The sequence below is a fragment of the Cupriavidus sp. 86D6 genome (genome assembly GCF_057815095.1).
On sequence record NZ_JBYPSB010000004.1, the window covers coordinates 226,927 to 242,888 of the forward strand.

Sequence of the window (15,962 nt, forward strand, 5' to 3'; positions counted from 1 at the left end):
ACACCATGTTTGTCGATTCCCATTGCCATATCGATTTTCCGGAACTGGCGCAGCGCCTGCCCCAGTTGCTGGAAAACATGAAGGCCAACCAGGTCACGCATGCGCTGTGCATCTCCGTGACGCTGGAGGATTTTCCGCGCGTGCTGGCGCTGGCCGAACAGCATCCCAACCTCTACGCGTCGGTGGGGGTGCACCCCGACTACGAGGAAGACGCCGAGGAGCCGACGCTGGAGCGGCTGGTGACGCTGTCCGCCCATCCGCGCGTGGTGGGCACCGGCGAGACCGGCCTGGACTACTATCGGCTCAATGGCCGCAGCGTCGATGACATGGAATGGCAGCGCGAGCGTTTCCGTACCCATATCCGCGCTGCCCGCCAGACCGGCAAGCCGCTGATCATCCATACGCGGTCGTCGGCCGACGACACGATCCGGCTGATGCGCGAAGAGAATGCGCGCGAGGCCGGCGGCGTCATGCACTGCTTTACCGAGACCTGGGACATCGCGAAGCAGGCGCTCGACGAAGGCTTCCATATCTCGTTCTCGGGCATCGTCACGTTCAAGAGCGCGGCCGACCTGCAGGAAACCGCGAAGAAGGTGCCGCTGGACCGCATGCTGATCGAGACCGATTCGCCGTACCTGGCGCCGGTGCCGTATCGTGGCAAGACCAATGAACCCGCCTGGGTACGCCATGTGGGCGAGTTCATCGCCCGCCTGCGCGATGTGCCCGTGGAGGCGGTGGCGGAACAGACGACGGAAAACTTCTTCCGTCTTTTCAAGCACATAGACAGGAATGCTCATGCTTGACATCAAGATTCGACGCCTGGCATCGACCATGGCCCTGGTGGGCCTGACCGCGATGTCGGGTTGCGCGCTGGTGCAGGCCGCACCGGCCGACGACATGCGCAAGGCCGTGGAATTCGACGACGGCAACACCGTGCAGAAGCTGCTGGCCAAGGGCGTGGACCCCAACCTGGTGGACAACCGCGGCAACCCGATGCTGGTGGTGGCGCTGCGCGAAAAGTCGAAGAAGGCGGCCACGGCGCTGATCAAGGCCAAGAACATCGACTTCGACAAGACCAACCCGGCCGGCGAGAACGCGCTGATGATGGCGGCGCTGAACGGCGACCTTGACATGATCAAGCTGATGGTCGATGGCGAGGAGGCCGAGGTCAACAAGAAGGGCTGGGCGCCGCTGCACTACGCCGCGACGAACGGGCACAACGACGTGGTCAAGTACCTGGTGGACCATGCCGCCTATCTGGACGCCGAAAGCCCGAACGGCACCACGCCGCTGATGATGGCGGCGCGCGGCGGGCACATCGAGACGGTCAAGCTGCTGCTGGACGAAGGCGCCGACATGCGCCTGAAGAACCAGCAGGGCATGACGGTGATCGACTTCGCCGAGCAGTACAACCAGAAGGAAATCGCCGACGGCCTGAAGTCGCGCTGGCAAAAGCTCTACGGGAATGTGCCGGCACCGGCACCCAAGCCGAAGCCCTACGTCGCGCCCAACGGCCAGCCGCAGCCCAAGGCCTATTGAGCCCTGCTAATCGCATTCCCGCGCCTGCGGCGGACGGCGTCCCGTCGCCGGCTCAGGGAAATTCGCGCTCCGAGATGGTCACCGAGCGCGATGTGCCGCCAGGTACCGCGTACAGCTTGAAGACATTGCGGTTGGCGCTGGTGCCGGCCGCCTCGCGGATTTCCGATAGATCGAAGCGTTCCGAGCGGAAGATCTCGCCGGTGTCGAGGCTCTGGTAGCGCAGGTCATAGGCGCCGGGCGAGATATTTTCCATCGTGAACGACGATCCGCTGCGCACGAAGCTGGTGCGCACCGGCAGCGGCGCATTGCCGTCGACGGCCACCAGTTTCAGGATCACGTCGGACGCGCTACCGGAGTTGTCGACCGTTAGCGTGGACAACCCATTCCCGTTGAGTACCGGATAGCCCGGCAGATAGCCCGAATGATCGGGCCAGGGCATGCCGCGCGGCGTCAACGACGGCCGGGTATAGCCACGCTCGCCGGCAACCCGCTGCACGCCCGGTAACACCGATCTGACCAAGGCCTGGGGGGCGCTGGCCGGCACGGCCCGCGCGTCGTGGCTGCCCGCCGTGGCGTCGCCGGAGCCCGACCAGTCTCCCAGCATGATCACGATGATGGCACCGATGGCCGCGTAGAGTGCGGCCGATCCGTACTTTGGCAGCGGGACGGCGGGTCCATCGGGGGCACGCTCGCGGGCGGCGCGGCGGGTGCGCTCCTGGCGGTCCGGACGCGCCTTGCGTGAACGGAAGGGCGGCGCATCCGTGGGCTCCGGATCGGCGGCACGCGCCTGCTGCGCGGGGCGGGAGGTGGCCTGACGCGCGGCCTGCTGGCGTTGTGCGGCCTGGCGCTGGGCCTGGGCCGCCGCCGCCCGCTGGGCCTGCGCCTGGCGCTGCATCCGCTCGGCCTCGCGTCTTTCCTCGGCAAGGATCCACTGGTCGTGCTCGGCGCGGCGCTCCGGGTCGCGCAGCACTTCATAGGCGGCGTTCAGCAGCCGCATGATGCGGTTCGCTTCCTCGCTGTCGGCGTGCCGGTCAGGATGATATTTCTGGCTCAAGGACTTGTAGGCGGCCCGAATCACTTCGGTCGGGGCGTCGCGTGAAACCTTGAGGTTGTCGTAGTGGGTGTGCATCAAGCAGGAAGACGCAATGGCGGTGGTCGACAACAGATAACGGCAAGTCGCCGCGAATATCAAGCTGAACGCGCGGGCCGGGCCTGGCGCGGACAAGTCTGGCGCAACCGGCGGATGGGGTCTGCGGGGTGGCGAACAAAGCCCCGCCGGGCCACCGGGCGCAGCGCCCGACGCCGGGCTGCGCCGTTGCCGGTGGTGTTGTTTTTTGGCGGCAGTATGGTCTGAGCGAGCTTGGCTTTGGCATGCTGCGGGATGCAGACGCCGCCGGATCGGCGTGCCACGAAAACACTAAAAAACACTAAAGAAATCCGGCCGCCTGCCGATAATGGCGGCCAATGATAAGAATCAGCGCGAGGGGCCGGCCTGACCAGAGCCCCGCCTGAACGGGTACGCGGGGCATGGGCTTCGTGGGCCATTTGATAGGGGCGATTGCATGCTGAGAAGAATCAAGGCGGAACAGCTGCAGATTGGCATGTTCGTGGCAAGGCTGGGCGGGCCGTGGATCAACCACCCGTTCTGGCGGTCGCGTTTTCTGGTGACGAGCGACGAGCAGGTGGAGCAGATCCAGTCCGCCAACGTGCAGGACGTCTGGATCGACATCCTCAAGGGCCGGAACCTGCCGACACCGGCAGCCCCGGAAATGATGGAGGCCGACGACGCCAGCGACGATCCCGAGTCGAGCTTCGAGGACGAACTGGAGCGTGCGCGCGAACTGATCAAGACCGGCCGCGTGCTGGTCGGCAACCTGTTCAACGACGTCCGCATGGGCCGCGCGCTCGAAACCCACGGCGCGCTGCTGCTGGTGGATTCGGCGTCGACATCGCTGTCGCGCCATTCGCAGGCGCTGCTGGCCATGGCCCGGCTCAAGGTCAAGGACGACTACACGTACCTGCATTCGTTCTCGGTCTGCGCGCTGATGATTGCCGTGGGCCGCAATCTCAAGCTGCCCGACGGCGAGGTGCGCGAACTAGGCCTGGCCGGGCTGGTGCACGATATCGGCAAGCTGACGCTGCCCGAATCCCTGCTGATGAAGGGTGGCGACCTGTCGCCGTCGGAAGAGGAGCAGATGCGTCGCCATCCGTCGGCCGGCTACCGCATCCTGAACGAGGCTCGGCTCTACACCAACATTCCGCTCGATGTCTGCGTGCACCACCATGAACGGGTGGACGGGCGCGGCTACCCGTTCGGGCTGCTGGAACACGAGATCAGCGTCCACGCCAAGATCGCGGCCATCTGCGACACCTACGATTCGCTGACCTCGCCGCGCCCGAACCACCCGGCGTGGTCGCCGGCGCGCGCCATGGAATACATCGCGGTGCGTGTGGACACGCTGTTCGACCGCCGCGTATTCAAGGCGTTTACGCGCACCATCGGCATCTACCCGCTGGGCACCGTGCTGCGCCTGCGTTCGGGCCGGCTGGCGGTAGTCTGCGGCCAGAACGAAGGCGAACCGCTGCGCCCGCGTGTGATGGTGTTCTACTCGGTGACCGACGCCAGGCCGTTGCCGCCCGAGGTGCTGGACCTGACCCAGGCGGACGACACCGTGATCGCGTTCGAGGACGCCCGCCAGTGGGGCTTCAGCGACGAGCAGCTCATGGCGATGTACGCGCCGCACGCCAAGTAGGGCGGCGCGCAGGGCGGGTCAGTCCTGCAGCACCCAGGGCGACAGCCGCAGCGCGTCGGTGACGAAGTCGTTGAAGGCGCGCACGCGCGCGCTGTGGCGCAGGTCCGGATGGGTCAGCAGCCACAGCGGGGTGTCCAGCGCGGGGTCGGGGTCGGCCAGCCGCACCAGCGACGCGTCGGCATCGCCGAGCATGCATAGCAGCATGCCGGCGCCCATGCCAAGCCGGACGGCCTGCGCCATGGCCACCAGGCTGTCCGCGCGCACGGCGCAGCGGTCCGGGGACACGTTGGCCAGTGCCCAGCGGGCCTGCGCCAGATGCGCGAGGCTGTCGTCCGGCACCACCCACCAGTGGCCCGCCCAGTGCGCCTGGGCGGGCGCTTCCATCCGGTCCAGATAAGCGCGCGACGCATAGGGCGCGGTCTGCAGCCGACCCACGTGCCGGCCCAGCAGGTGTTCGGGCGGCGCCGAGGCCGGCCGCACGGCCACGTCGGCCTCGCGGCGGGTCAGGTTCAGGAAGTTGTTGTGGATCACCACCTGCAGTTCGATACGCGGATGCCGGGCCCGGAAATCGGCCAGGATCGGCATCAGCAGCCCATAGGCGAGCGTATCGGTGGTCGTCACGCGCAGCGGGCCGCCCAGTTCGGTGTCGCGCCCGGCCAGCACGCGCTGGGCGGCGTCGATCTGTTCGCCCACGCCGTCAAGCTGCCCGGCCAGCGTTTCGCCGGCCGGCGTCATCACATAGCCGCCCAGGTCTCGCGAGAACAGCCGCGTGCCCAGGTCTTCCTCCAGATGGTTCAGCCGGCGCAGCACGGTCGAATGATTGACCCGCAGCGCCCGCGCCGCCGCCGCCAGCGACCCGTGCCGGCTGACGGCCAGAAAGACGCGCAGGTCGTCCCAGTCTGCCTCCTGCATTTTTGCATTGCCTTTCCGCGATTTACGCGAATTGTTATGCCGATTTGCAGAGCCTACAGTGTGGCGGAAGGAAGGGCAACCGGGGTTGCCCGATTTGAGGAGAACACCATGGCGTGGACGCTGCTGGTCGTGGCGGGACTGATCGAGATCGTGATGGCGCTGGCGCTGAAGCACACCGATGGCTGGACGCGGCCCGGGCCGACGCTGCTGGGCATTGGCGCGGCGCTGGCCAGCATCTACCTGCTCAGCGCGGCGTTGCGGCAACTGCCGGTGGGCACCGCCTATGCGATCTGGACCGGCATCGGGGCCATCGGCGTGACGCTGGTGGGCATCCTGTTTCTTGGCGAAAGCGCGTCGCCGGCCCGGCTGGCGCTGATCGCGCTGATCTTTGTCGGGATCGGCGGCCTGAAGCTGCTTCCGGCGTGAGACAAGTCCGAATTTGCCGGATCAGGCATGCAAAGTGTGGCGCCCGGGCGCATGGCTAGTAGACTTGTCGCCTGTTCCGAACCGATTGCCTTTGCATTGCCCTGATGACATTTGATGCCCTGCTGGACCTGTTCCAGCAACGTATTCCCGCCCATCCTTGGGCGCAGATCTCGCTGTATGTGCTCGCGCTGCTGATGATTGCCGCCATCGCGCAGTGGCTGGTGGCCCGTGTGGTGGGCCGTGTGGTGTATCGCGTGCTGAGCCTGTCGGGCAACCGTGACTGGGCGGCCGCGCTGATGCGCCACCGCACCTACCGCCGGCTGGGCTATGCGGTGTTCCTGGCCGTGATCACGGTTGGCATCAGCCAGGTGCCCGACCTGGGCAAGTTTTCGATCCTGATCGAGCGGCTGGCGCATGCCGGCACGTGGGTCAGCGTGTTCCTGATGCTGTCGGGCGTGCTTGGCGCCTGGCAGACCGTGTTCGCCAACAGCCGCCGCGCGCAGACGCGCTCGATCAAGGGGTACGTGCAGATTGCCCAGCTGGCGCTGTGGCTGGTCTGCGGCGTGCTAGTGCTGTCGATCCTGATCGACCGCTCGCCGCTGTGGATGCTGTCCGGCATTGGCGCGATCTCGGCGGTGCTGCTGCTGGTGTTCAAGGACACGCTGCTGTCGCTGGTGGCCAGTACGCAGCTGACGTCGAACGACATGCTGCGCATCGGCGACTGGATCGAGATGCCGCAGTCCAATGCCGACGGCTTCGTCATGGACATCGCGCTGCACACGGTCAAGGTGAAGAACTGGGACAACACCGTGACCACGGTGCCGACCTACAAGCTGTTCTCGGAGAGCTACCGCAACTACCGGCACATGTTCGAGTCCGGCGCGCGGCGCATCAAGCGTACGCTGCGCATCGACGCCACGTCGGTACGCTTTCTGGACGATGCCGAAGTGCGCGCGCTGATGCGCTTCCGGCTGCTGCACGACTACCTGGAGGTCAAGCAGCAGGAGGTGGAGCAAACGAACCGGGCGCTGCAGGGCCCGGACGCCGACCCGGTCAACCGGCGCCGTCTGACCAACCTGGGCACGTTCCGCGCCTATGGCATCGCGTTCCTGCGCGCGCATCCCGATATCCATCACGACTTGCTGCTGAACCTGCGCATGATGGAACCGGACTCGCAGGGGATTCCGATCGAGGTCTACTGCTTCAGCACGCGTACGGGCTGGATGGACTACGAGCGCATCCAGGGCGACATCTTCGACCACCTGTTTGCGATCCTGCCGGAGCTGGGGCTACGGCTGTACCAGTCGCCGTCGGGCGCAGACCTGAGCGGCCTGCGCGATTCTCCGCGCGGCGCGCATGCGGCGCTGGCCGCGGCGGCGGCCGACCCGGGCGCGCGCGAGCCGATGGCGGCGCCGACGGATCGGGCAGACCAGGTGATGTGAGGGGAGAAAACCCCTAAGGCCGTGCTCAGGCGGGGCTCAGGCCTTGCGCGGCTTGACCTTGCCGGCGGCTTCCTTGGCCCGATCGCGGGCGGTTTCGACATCGGCGGCGTAGGCCAGCGCCACGCCCATGCGGCGCTTGGTGAACGACTCGGGCTTGCCGAACAGGCGCAGCTCGGTCTGCGGCACGCGCAGAGCCTCGTCCACGCCGTCGAACACGATGCCTTCGGCGTCGACGCCGCCGTAGATCACCGCGCTGGCACCCGGGGCGCGCAGGCTGGTGTCCACCGGCAGGCCCAGAATGGCGCGGGCGTGCAATTCGAATTCGTTCTGCCGCTGCGAGATCATCGTCACCATGCCGGTGTCATGCGGACGCGGGCTGACTTCGCTGAACCAGACCTGCTCGCCCTTGACGAACAATTCCACGCCGAACAGACCCTGGCCGCCCAGGTCCGCCGTCACAGCACGGGCGATATGCCGGGCCGATTCCAGCGCCTTCGGGTGCATCGGGTGCGGCTGCCAGCTTTCCACGTAGTCGCCCGCCACCTGTACGTGGCCGATCGGCTCGCAGAATTGCGTTTCCACCTGGCCGTTGGCACCCACCGCGCGTACGGTCAGCAGCGTGATTTCATAGTCGAAATCGATGAAGCCTTCGACGATGACGCGGCCGTGGCTGACGCGGCCGCCGGCCATGGCGTAGTCCCACGCCGCCTTGACACCCTCGGGGCCGTCGATCTTGCTCTGGCCCTTGCCAGAACTGCTCATGACCGGTTTGGCCACGCACGGGTAGCCAATGCCGCCGTCGATGGCGGCCTGCAGTTCTTCGAGCGAATCGCAGAACTTGTACGGGCTGGTGGGCAGGCCCAGCGTTTCGGCGGCCAGGCGGCGGATGCCTTCGCGGTCCATCGTCAGGCGTGCGGCGCGGGCGGTGGGGATCACGCGGACCACGCCGGCGGCTTCCAGGGCTTCGAGCATCGGCGTGGCGATGGCTTCGATCTCGGGCACCACCAGGTCGGGGCGCTCGGCCTCGATCAGCGCCTTGAGCTGGTCGCCATCGCTCATCGTGATGGTGCGCGCGTGGTGTGCCACCTGCTGCCCCGGCGCGTTCTCGTAGCGGTCCACCGCAATGGTCTCCACGCCCAGACGCTGCAGCGCGATCAGCACTTCCTTGCCAAGCTCGCCGGAGCCCAGCAGCATGACTTTGGTGGCGGACGGGGAGAGGGGGGTTCCAAGGGTGGTCATGGCGGGGGCTCGGCGGGAAGGAAAAACCGCGATTGTATATCCTAGTACGCGATCTTCGCGCTCAGGCTGATGGCGCGCGGGTCGGCCGGCTGGGCGTAGTTTTCGTACTGGAAGCCCCAGTATCGCTTGTTGGTCAGGTTGGTCAGCGCCGCGCGCAGCGTCAGCTCCTTGCCGGACACGCGCGTGTTGTACGTGGCGCCGAGATTGAACACCGTGTAGCCACCCAGGTTCAGGTTGTTGGCGGCGTCGGCCTTCATCGGGCCGGTGTACTTGCCGTCCACGCCCACCTTCAGGCCCGGCACGAACGGGATGCGGTAAGCCACGCGCCCGGTCAGCATGAAGTTCGGGGCGCCCGCCACGCGGTTGCCGATGTTGGTATCGCCTTCGGTGTACTCGGTGTGCAGGAACATCGCGCTGCCGCCCACTTCCCACTGCGAGCCGATCCGCGACGAGCCGGCCAGTTCCAGGCCCTGATAGACCGACTGGCCATCCTGCACGAAGGTCGGCAGCGCGCCCGCGCCGTTGTCGCGCGCGAATTCGCTGCGGCGTTCGATGCGGAACAGTGCCGCGGTACCCGTCCAGATGCCCTGGTCGGTCTTGGCGCCCACCTCGTACTGGCGGCTCCGGGCCGGCGTCAGGCCCTGGCCGGCGTTCGCGTAGTTGGAGGCCACCACGCCGCCACCGTCGAACGACTCCACGTAGCTGGCGTACAGCGTGGTGCTTGGCATCGGCTTGAACATGATCGCCGCGGTGGGCGTCAGCAGGCCGTTCCTGGTGAAGCTGGTGTCGCCCGAACCCGTGCCGGTGAAGCTGTTCTGCTCGTAGTTGGTCACGCGCAGGCCGGCCAGCACCGACCACTTGTCGGTCAGGTGCATCGTGTCGCTGACAAAGGCGGCCTTCTGGGTGGTATCGCCGGCGCGGTACTTCTGGAACGCCGTGTTGCTGTAGTGCACGCCCGTGTACGGACCATACAGGTTGCCGGATGCCAGCAACGGGTCGTTGAAGAAGTTGCTCGTATAGCGGTCGATCTGCTGCTGCCAGCTCACGCCGGCCACCAGCTCGTGGCGGAACTGGCCCGTGCGGAACTTGCCCTCGACCATCGTCGTCCAGTTGCTGAACTGCTGGTTCTCGGCCCCGTCGTAGCGCGAGCTGGTGTAGTTGCCGGCAGCGTCCGACACGAAGAACGTGCTTTCGTTACGGCTGCGCGCCTGCTTGCTGAAACTGTAGGTCGTGCTGACCGTCCAGTCGGGGTTCAAGGTGTAGCGCAGGCCGGTCTGGTAGACCTGGAGGTTGGAGTAGAAATGCGTGTCCGGGCCGGCGTAGAGACCGCCGCGGCCGCTGATCACGCCGGGCAGCTGGTTGCCGGCGAGGCTGCCAAAGTAGAACGACGGCGTGGCGCCCCAGGTATTGCGGTCCTGGTAGAGGCTGTCGAACGTCCAGGTCAGGTCGCGCGTCAGGCGGGCGTCCAGGCCCAGCGACACCGAATTGCGGTTGATGCCCACGGCATTGGCCGGCTTGCCTTCCTCGTGAGTCACGTTCAGGCGATAGCCGAACATGTTGTCCGGGCCGGCCCGGCCGCCCACGTCCACGTGCTCGGTCCAGACATGCGACGACCGGTAGCCCAGTTCCACGCTGGCCGTGAACTGGTCGGTCGGCTTCTTCGTCACGTAGTTGACCGTGCCGCCCGGGTTGCCAAAGCCGTACATGAAGCCGGACGCGCCCTTGAGCAGTTCCACCTGTTCCAGCTGTTCGTAGGGCAGCGTAATGCCGTAGGCAATGAACGGCATGCCGTTGATCTTGAACGCGTTGCGCCAGTCCAGCTGCAGGCCGCGCACGGTGGTGTACGACGCCCAGGCGTTGTTGCCGTTGCTGTTGTCCGATACCGAGGCGTCGTTGAAGAACACGTCGCCGACCTTGGTCACCTGGCGGTCAGCCAGGTCTTCGCCGCTGACGACCGTGGTGGAAAACGGCGTGTCCAACTGCGAACGGCTGCCCAGCGCACCGCCGGAAGCCTTTTTCTGAAGCTGCGGACCCAGATCGATCTCCTGCGTGGCGCTCACGGTCACCGACGGCAGGGCCTGTTCGGCCGGGGTGGTCTGGGCCACGGCCGTTCCGCAAAGCGGAAAACCGGCCAGGACAGCCATGCGGGCAAAGGCGGCGAGAGGGCGGATGCGCGAGGGCGCGTGCTGGCGGGGGGATGCCGGCGACGGACAGGACGTCATGGTGCGGGTGGGCTCGTCAATGAAAACGTAAACCGTAATACGAACGACTCGCATTACGATATCGAGGGGCGAATGATGCCCATTGAACCGTTGCACCGTCAAGGGAAAGCCGTGGCTTGCCCAGGGGCTTCGTCATATTTCCAACACGTCGCAGCGGGCATGCAATCCGGACAAGACAGGCGCGCCGGTCCGTTGATGGCCGGGGGGCCGGCAGGCGGTCAGCGCAGTCCGAGCAGGTCTTCCAGCGTGCGCGCCAGGGCGACCAGGCGTGGCCCGACGCGCTTCTGCACGGTATCGAACGTGCCCGGCCGCGCCGGGACGCCGCCATTGACCACGAACCATTGGGAATCGACGGGCTTGCACAGCGGCACGGCGAAGCCGAACACGTCGTGTCGCCATTCGGCCCGGTTCGAGCAATAGCCGAGCACGTCCAGGTCGTGCCGCGCCTGGGCCAGGGCCGGTTCGGCGCGGCGCCAGGCGTCGGGCGACGCCAGCCGCAGGCGGTTCAATACCGGATCGCGCAATGCGGCCGGCACGCGCCACAGCCATGCCTTGCCGATGGCGGTGGTCAGCATGGGCAGTGCCGCGCCGATATCGGGCGGCATCACCAGGTTGTCGGTCGAGCGCGCCGTTTCCACGTAGATCATCTGGGTGCGGTCGCGGATGCCCAGCGACACGGCGCCGCCTGTTTCATCGGCCAGCGCCTTCATCAGCGGGCGCGCCACCTGGCGGATCTGCATGCTGGCCAGCAGCGGGTAGCCGGGCGCCAGCACCGGCGCCCCCAGGCGGTACTTGCCCAGCGCCGCCTCATGGCGCAGGTAGCCCAGCACGGCCAGCGTGTGTGTCAGCCGCGCCACCGTGGATTTCGACAGCCCAGTGCGCTGCACGAAATCGCGGTTGCCCAGCAGCGCTTCGCCGGGGCGGTAGGCCAGCAGGATGTCGATGCCGTTGGCCAGCGTGCGGGCGAACTGGCGGTCGGCCGGGTCGTCGTCCGTGGCTGGCAAAGGCGGGGCGGAGTTGCCGGGGAGGATCTCGCGTGTCATGCCAGCAGCGCCTCGACGTCTGCCACCAGTTCGATCAGGCGCGGTCCCATCTCGCGTTCGAGTTTTCCGGGCCTCATGCGGGTGGCGGGCACGCCGCAGTTGAACACCAGCGTTTCGCCATCGGTCGGCTGCCGCATGGGCACGGCTACGGCGTGGACATCGGGCAGCCAGTCGCCGGCCGAGCGCGTGAAGCCAAGCGTCGCCAGATCGTCGATGGCAGCCGGGATGGCGCCCGCATGGCGCTGCCAGTCGTCGGGCTCGGCCTCGCGCAGGCCCGCCAGCATTGTGGCGCGCAGGTCGGCAGGTGCCTGGGCCAGCCAGGCGCGGCCGATGGCCGACGCCAGCATCGGCAGCGACGCGCCAATATCGGGCCGGAACGCGATGGCGTCGTGGCCCCGGCTGGTTTCCACATAGACCATGCGCAGGCGGTCGCGCAGGCCCAGCGACACCGACCCGCCCATGCGGTCGGCCAGCGTCTTCATCAGCGGGCGCGCCACCTGGCGCACGCGCAGGCTGGCCAGCAGCGGATACCCGAGCGACAGCGCCGTCGATCCCAGCCGGTAGCGGCGCAGCCGGTCGTCATAGAGCAGCAGCCCGCGCACGGCCAGCGTGTAGGTCAGCCGGCTGATGGTGGCCTTGGACAGCCCCGTGCGTTCGGCCAGCTCCTTGTTGCTGAGCACCGTTTCGCCCACCCGGAAGCACTGCAGCAGCGCCAGGCCGTGCGCCAGCGTGGTGGCGAAGGCCGGATCGGGATGGTGGCGGGGAGATTTGGGTGCGGGCATCGGGTTGTCATCCTACCGAAGCCAGTATGGCGCCGGACCGTCGAGTGTTCAAGATAGCGAAACAATGATGCCGGCATATCGAAGCGGGCGGTACGCTTGGGCCCATCACAAGACAAGAGATCGAGGGAGCGAGACGATGATTCGTGATCCGGACGTATTCCAGCCGTTCCTGCAGTCGCTGCGCCGTTTCGTGCGCGAGCGGCTGGTGCCGCGCGAAGCCGAGGTGGCCGCGCGCGACCTGGTGCCCGAGGACGTGGTGGACGCCATGGCCGCGCAGGGCATGTTCGGCTATTCGATTCCGGAGGAATACGGCGGCGCGGGCATGACCACCGAGGAACTGGTGCTGGCCGCGATGGAACTGTCGCAGTGTTCGGTGGCGTTCCGGGCCCGTGTGGGCACCAATACCGGGATCGGCTCCGAGGCCCTGGTGGCCGACGGCACGCCCGAGCAGAAGGCGCGCTACCTGCCGCTGCTGGCCAGTGGCGAGTTGACCGGGTCGTTCGCGCTGACCGAGCCCGATGCAGGCTCCGACGCCACGGCGCTCAAGACCACGGCCGTGCGCGATGGCGATCACTACATCCTGAACGGCACCAAGTGCTTCATCACCAATGCGCCCATTGCCGGGCTCTTCACGGTGATGGCGCGCACCGATCCGGACAAGGCCGGCGCGGGCGGCATCTCGGCGTTCATCGTGCCGCGCGGCACGCCGGGGCTTGGCACCGGGCAGCCGTACCAGAAGATGGGGCAGGCCGGATCGCCGGTGTCCGAGGTCTATTTCAACGATTGCCGCGTGCCGGCCGCCAACCTGATCGGCGGCGAGGAAGGTCAGGGCTTCAGGACGGCGATGAAGGTGCTGAACAAGCAGCGCATCCACCTGGCCGCGCTGTGCACCGGACCGGCCATCCGCATGCTCGACGATGCGGTGCGGTTCGTCACCGAGCGTAAGCAGTTCGGGCAGGTGCTGGCCGACTTCCAGCTGGTGCAGGCGATGATTGCCGACTGCCAGACCGACATCCACGCAGCCCGCGCGCTGATCCTGGACACGGCGCGCAAGCGCGACGACGGGCAGGACGTGACGATGGAGGCGTCGATCTGCAAGTATTTCGCGTCGGAGATGTGCGGCCGCGTGGCCGACCGCTGCGTGCAGCTGTTTGGCGGCTACGGCTATATCGCCGACTACGGCATCGAGCGCTTCTACCGCGATGTGCGACTGTTCCGGCTGTACGAGGGCACCAGCCAGATCCACCAGCTCAATATTGCCAAACGCACGTTCGCGCAGGCCGGCACCCGCTGAGCGGCTGCCGTAGCACAGAGAAAGACGGAGACAACATGTTCAAGCCCATCCTGATTGCCGCCGGCCTGGCGTGCGGCATGGCCGTGATGCCGATGATGCCGGCCCACGCGGCCGACGCCGATGCGAAATATCCGAGCAAGGTAATCCGCCTGGTGGTGCCATTCGCGCCGGGCGGGTCCACCGACATCGTCGCGCGGCTGATTTCAGAGCCGCTGCGCGAGGAACTGGGCCAGACCGTGATCGTCGAGAACCGGCCCGGCGCAGGCGGCAATATCGGCGGCGATATCGTGGCCAAGGCTGCGCCGGACGGCTACACGCTGCTGATGGCCGCCGCCGGGCAGATCGCCATCAACCCGAGCCTGTACGCGAAGATGAGCTACGACCCCGCGCGCGACCTGGCGGCCGTCACGATGATTGCCCGCGACCACAACATGATGGCGGTCAACGCGTCGCTGCCGGTCAGGAACGTCAAGGAGTTCGTCGCCTATGCCCGCGCGCATCCGAACCGGATCACCTTCGGGTCGCCCGGCAACGGCAGCCCTGCGCAACTGGCGGGCGAACTGCTGAACCAGACCGCCGGCCTGAAGATGCAGCATGTGCCGTACAAGGGCAGCGGCCCGGCCGTGGCCGACCTGATCGCCGGCCATATCACGCTGATGATCGACAACATGCCGGCGATCTGGCCGCACGTGCAATCGGGCAAGCTACGGGCACTGGCGGTGACCAGCGAGAAGCGCGCCTCGGGTGCGCCAGACGTGCCCACCGCCGAGGAAGCCGGGCTCAAGGGCTACATGGTGACGGCGTGGAAGGGGCTGATGGTGCCGGCCCATACGCCGCGCCCCATCGTCGATCGCCTGAACCAGGCCATGGTCAAGGTACTGGCGCGGCCCGAGATCAGCAAGCGGCTGGTCGAACAGGGTGCCGAGCCGGTAGGCAATTCGCCCGAGCAGTTCGCGCAGCAGATCCGGACCGATACCGCCTGGTGGGCGGCCTTGGTGAAATCCACCGGCACTACGCTGGACTGACGATGACGCGCGCATCCACTCACGCAACCCCGCACGCATCCGCGCAGGCATCCGGGCACGCAGGCCAGGGCCCGCTGGCCGGCATCCGCATCCTCGACATGGCCACGGTGCTGGCCGCGCCGTTTTCCAGCGCGCTGTGCGCCGACATGGGCGCCGAGGTGGTCAAGCTGGAACTGCCCGACGGCAGCGATCCGCTGCGCGGCCTGGCGCCGGTCAAGGGCGATCTGGCGCTGTACTGGAAGGTCACGAACCGGGGCAAGCGCGGCATCACGCTCGACGTGCGCAAGCCGGCCGGCCGTGCACTGTTCCTGAAGCTGCTGCCCGACTTCGACGTGCTGGTCGAGAACTTCCGCACCGGCACGCTCGACCGCTGGGGCCTGGATCTGGCCACGCTGCATCGCGCCAATCCCCGGCTGACGGTGCTGCGCCTGACCGGCTTCGGCCAGACCGGCCCCTACGCGCAGCGCGCCGGGTTTGCGCGGATCTTCGAGGCGATGAGCGGATTCACGAACCTGACCGGCGAAGCCGGCGGCGCGCCGCTGCACATGAACTATCCGATGGGCGACATGGTGGCCGGCCTGTTTGGCGCGTTTGCCATCGCCAGCGCCATGGCCGAGCGCCGCCGCGCGGGCAACGAGACCATGCCGGGCCAGGAGATCGACCTGGCGGCCACCGAGGCGCTGTTCCGCGTGCTGGAACCGCTGGCCGTCGAATACGAGCAACTGGGCCAGGTGCGCGAGCGTGCCGGCAACCGGGCCACGTACACGGCGCCGTCGAACATGTACGCGACGGCTGACGGCCAGTGGGTGTCGCTGGTGGCCTCGTCGGGACCGATCTTCCGGCGGCTGTGCCAGGCCATCGGCCAGCCGGCCATGGCCGACGATGCGCGCTTTGCCACCAATCCGTCGCGGGTGCGGCATCTGGACGCCCTGGACGCGGCCATCAAGGACTGGTTCGCGGCGCATGCCTACGCGGCCGTGGCACAGGCGCTAGCCGCGCACGAGATTCCGTTCAGCAAGATCTTCTCGATTGCCGATATCGTCGACGATCCGCACTTCCAGGCGCGCCAGGCCATCGTGCGGCTGCCCGATCCGGATCTGGGCACGATTCCGGCGCCCTGCGTGGTGCCAAGGTTTTCCCGGCATGCGCCGGCCCCGGCGCGCAGCGGGCCGGGCGTGGGCGAACACAATGCCGAGGTGTATGGCGGGCTGGGGCTGACCGCCGACGATATCGACGGGCTGAAGCGCGACGGGGTGGTCTGAGGGAGGCTGCGGGGGGGGGGTGG

At 67.3% G+C, this 15,962-nt stretch carries 14 protein-coding genes; 8 read left to right on the forward strand and 6 right to left on the reverse strand.

Annotated features, from left to right (window positions below; genetic code table 11):
• Positions 1–5 precede the first annotated feature (5 nt).
• Both AC3G88_RS12175 and AC3G88_RS12180 read left to right on the forward strand, forming a co-directional pair.
• Positions 6–803, forward strand: a complete 798-nt coding sequence (locus AC3G88_RS12175) for a TatD family hydrolase (protein ID WP_153948220.1) — start codon at positions 6–8, stop codon at positions 801–803.
• Entirely contained in the window at positions 796–1,539 is a 744-nt protein-coding gene (locus AC3G88_RS12180) for an ankyrin repeat domain-containing protein (RefSeq protein ID WP_488772957.1), read from the forward strand. The genes AC3G88_RS12175 and AC3G88_RS12180 overlap by 8 nt, the downstream gene beginning before the upstream one ends.
• 52 nt (positions 1,540–1,591) lie before the next feature.
• Here the strand turns inward: AC3G88_RS12180 and AC3G88_RS12185 are convergent, their stop codons facing one another.
• Entirely contained in the window at positions 1,592–2,668 is a 1,077-nt protein-coding gene (locus AC3G88_RS12185) for a J domain-containing protein (RefSeq protein WP_488893429.1), read from the reverse strand.
• A 433-nt stretch (positions 2,669–3,101) separates the two neighbouring features.
• Here AC3G88_RS12185 and AC3G88_RS12190 point away from each other — a divergent pair, with 433 nt between their 5' ends.
• Positions 3,102–4,292, forward strand: a complete 1,191-nt coding sequence (locus AC3G88_RS12190) for an HD-GYP domain-containing protein (RefSeq protein WP_488772959.1) — start codon at positions 3,102–3,104, stop codon at positions 4,290–4,292.
• An 18-nt stretch (positions 4,293–4,310) separates the two neighbouring features.
• Here AC3G88_RS12190 and AC3G88_RS12195 read toward each other — a convergent pair whose 3' ends face one another.
• On the reverse strand, positions 4,311–5,204 hold the full coding sequence (locus AC3G88_RS12195; protein ID WP_488772960.1) for a LysR family transcriptional regulator: 894 nt from the start codon (positions 5,202–5,204) through the stop codon (positions 4,311–4,313).
• 108 nt (positions 5,205–5,312) lie between these two features.
• Between AC3G88_RS12195 and AC3G88_RS12200 the strand changes: the two genes are divergently transcribed.
• Both AC3G88_RS12200 and AC3G88_RS12205 read left to right on the forward strand, forming a co-directional pair.
• Positions 5,313–5,630, forward strand: a complete 318-nt coding sequence (locus tag AC3G88_RS12200; protein ID WP_153948225.1) for a DMT family transporter — start codon at positions 5,313–5,315, stop codon at positions 5,628–5,630.
• A gap of 104 nt (positions 5,631–5,734) precedes the next feature.
• Complete coding sequence (locus tag AC3G88_RS12205) at positions 5,735–7,072, forward strand: mechanosensitive ion channel family protein (RefSeq protein ID WP_488772961.1); 1,338 nt, start codon at positions 5,735–5,737, stop codon at positions 7,070–7,072.
• A gap of 36 nt (positions 7,073–7,108) precedes the next feature.
• Here the strand turns inward: AC3G88_RS12205 and purT are convergent, their stop codons facing one another.
• From purT to AC3G88_RS12225, 4 genes are all read right to left on the reverse strand, one after another.
• On the reverse strand, positions 7,109–8,311 hold the full coding sequence (gene purT / locus AC3G88_RS12210) for a formate-dependent phosphoribosylglycinamide formyltransferase (protein ID WP_488893412.1): 1,203 nt from the start codon (positions 8,309–8,311) through the stop codon (positions 7,109–7,111).
• A 41-nt stretch (positions 8,312–8,352) separates the two neighbouring features.
• On the reverse strand, positions 8,353–10,533 hold the full coding sequence (locus AC3G88_RS12215; protein ID WP_488893413.1) for a TonB-dependent siderophore receptor: 2,181 nt from the start codon (positions 10,531–10,533) through the stop codon (positions 8,353–8,355).
• A gap of 218 nt (positions 10,534–10,751) precedes the next feature.
• Positions 10,752–11,576: an IclR family transcriptional regulator gene (locus AC3G88_RS12220; protein ID WP_488772964.1), complete on the reverse strand. Its 825-nt coding sequence runs from the start codon at positions 11,574–11,576 to the stop codon at positions 10,752–10,754.
• Positions 11,573–12,358 carry an IclR family transcriptional regulator gene (locus tag AC3G88_RS12225; RefSeq protein ID WP_488893414.1) on the reverse strand — a complete coding sequence of 262 codons (786 nt, stop codon included), beginning with the start codon at positions 12,356–12,358 and terminating at the stop codon, positions 11,573–11,575. The genes AC3G88_RS12220 and AC3G88_RS12225 overlap by 4 nt, the downstream gene beginning before the upstream one ends.
• A 136-nt stretch (positions 12,359–12,494) precedes the next feature.
• On the opposite strand from AC3G88_RS12225, the gene AC3G88_RS12230 reads away from it, so the two are divergent.
• From AC3G88_RS12230 to AC3G88_RS12240, 3 genes are all read left to right on the forward strand, one after another.
• Positions 12,495–13,652, forward strand: coding sequence for an acyl-CoA dehydrogenase family protein (locus AC3G88_RS12230; protein ID WP_488772966.1), 1,158 nt, complete (start codon positions 12,495–12,497; stop codon positions 13,650–13,652).
• A gap of 35 nt (positions 13,653–13,687) precedes the next feature.
• Positions 13,688–14,677 carry a Bug family tripartite tricarboxylate transporter substrate binding protein gene (locus tag AC3G88_RS12235; protein WP_488772967.1) on the forward strand — a complete coding sequence of 330 codons (990 nt, stop codon included), beginning with the start codon at positions 13,688–13,690 and terminating at the stop codon, positions 14,675–14,677.
• 98 nt (positions 14,678–14,775) lie between these two features.
• Positions 14,776–15,939: a CaiB/BaiF CoA transferase family protein gene (locus AC3G88_RS12240; protein ID WP_488893430.1), complete on the forward strand. Its 1,164-nt coding sequence runs from the start codon at positions 14,776–14,778 to the stop codon at positions 15,937–15,939.
• Positions 15,940–15,962 lie beyond the last annotated feature (23 nt).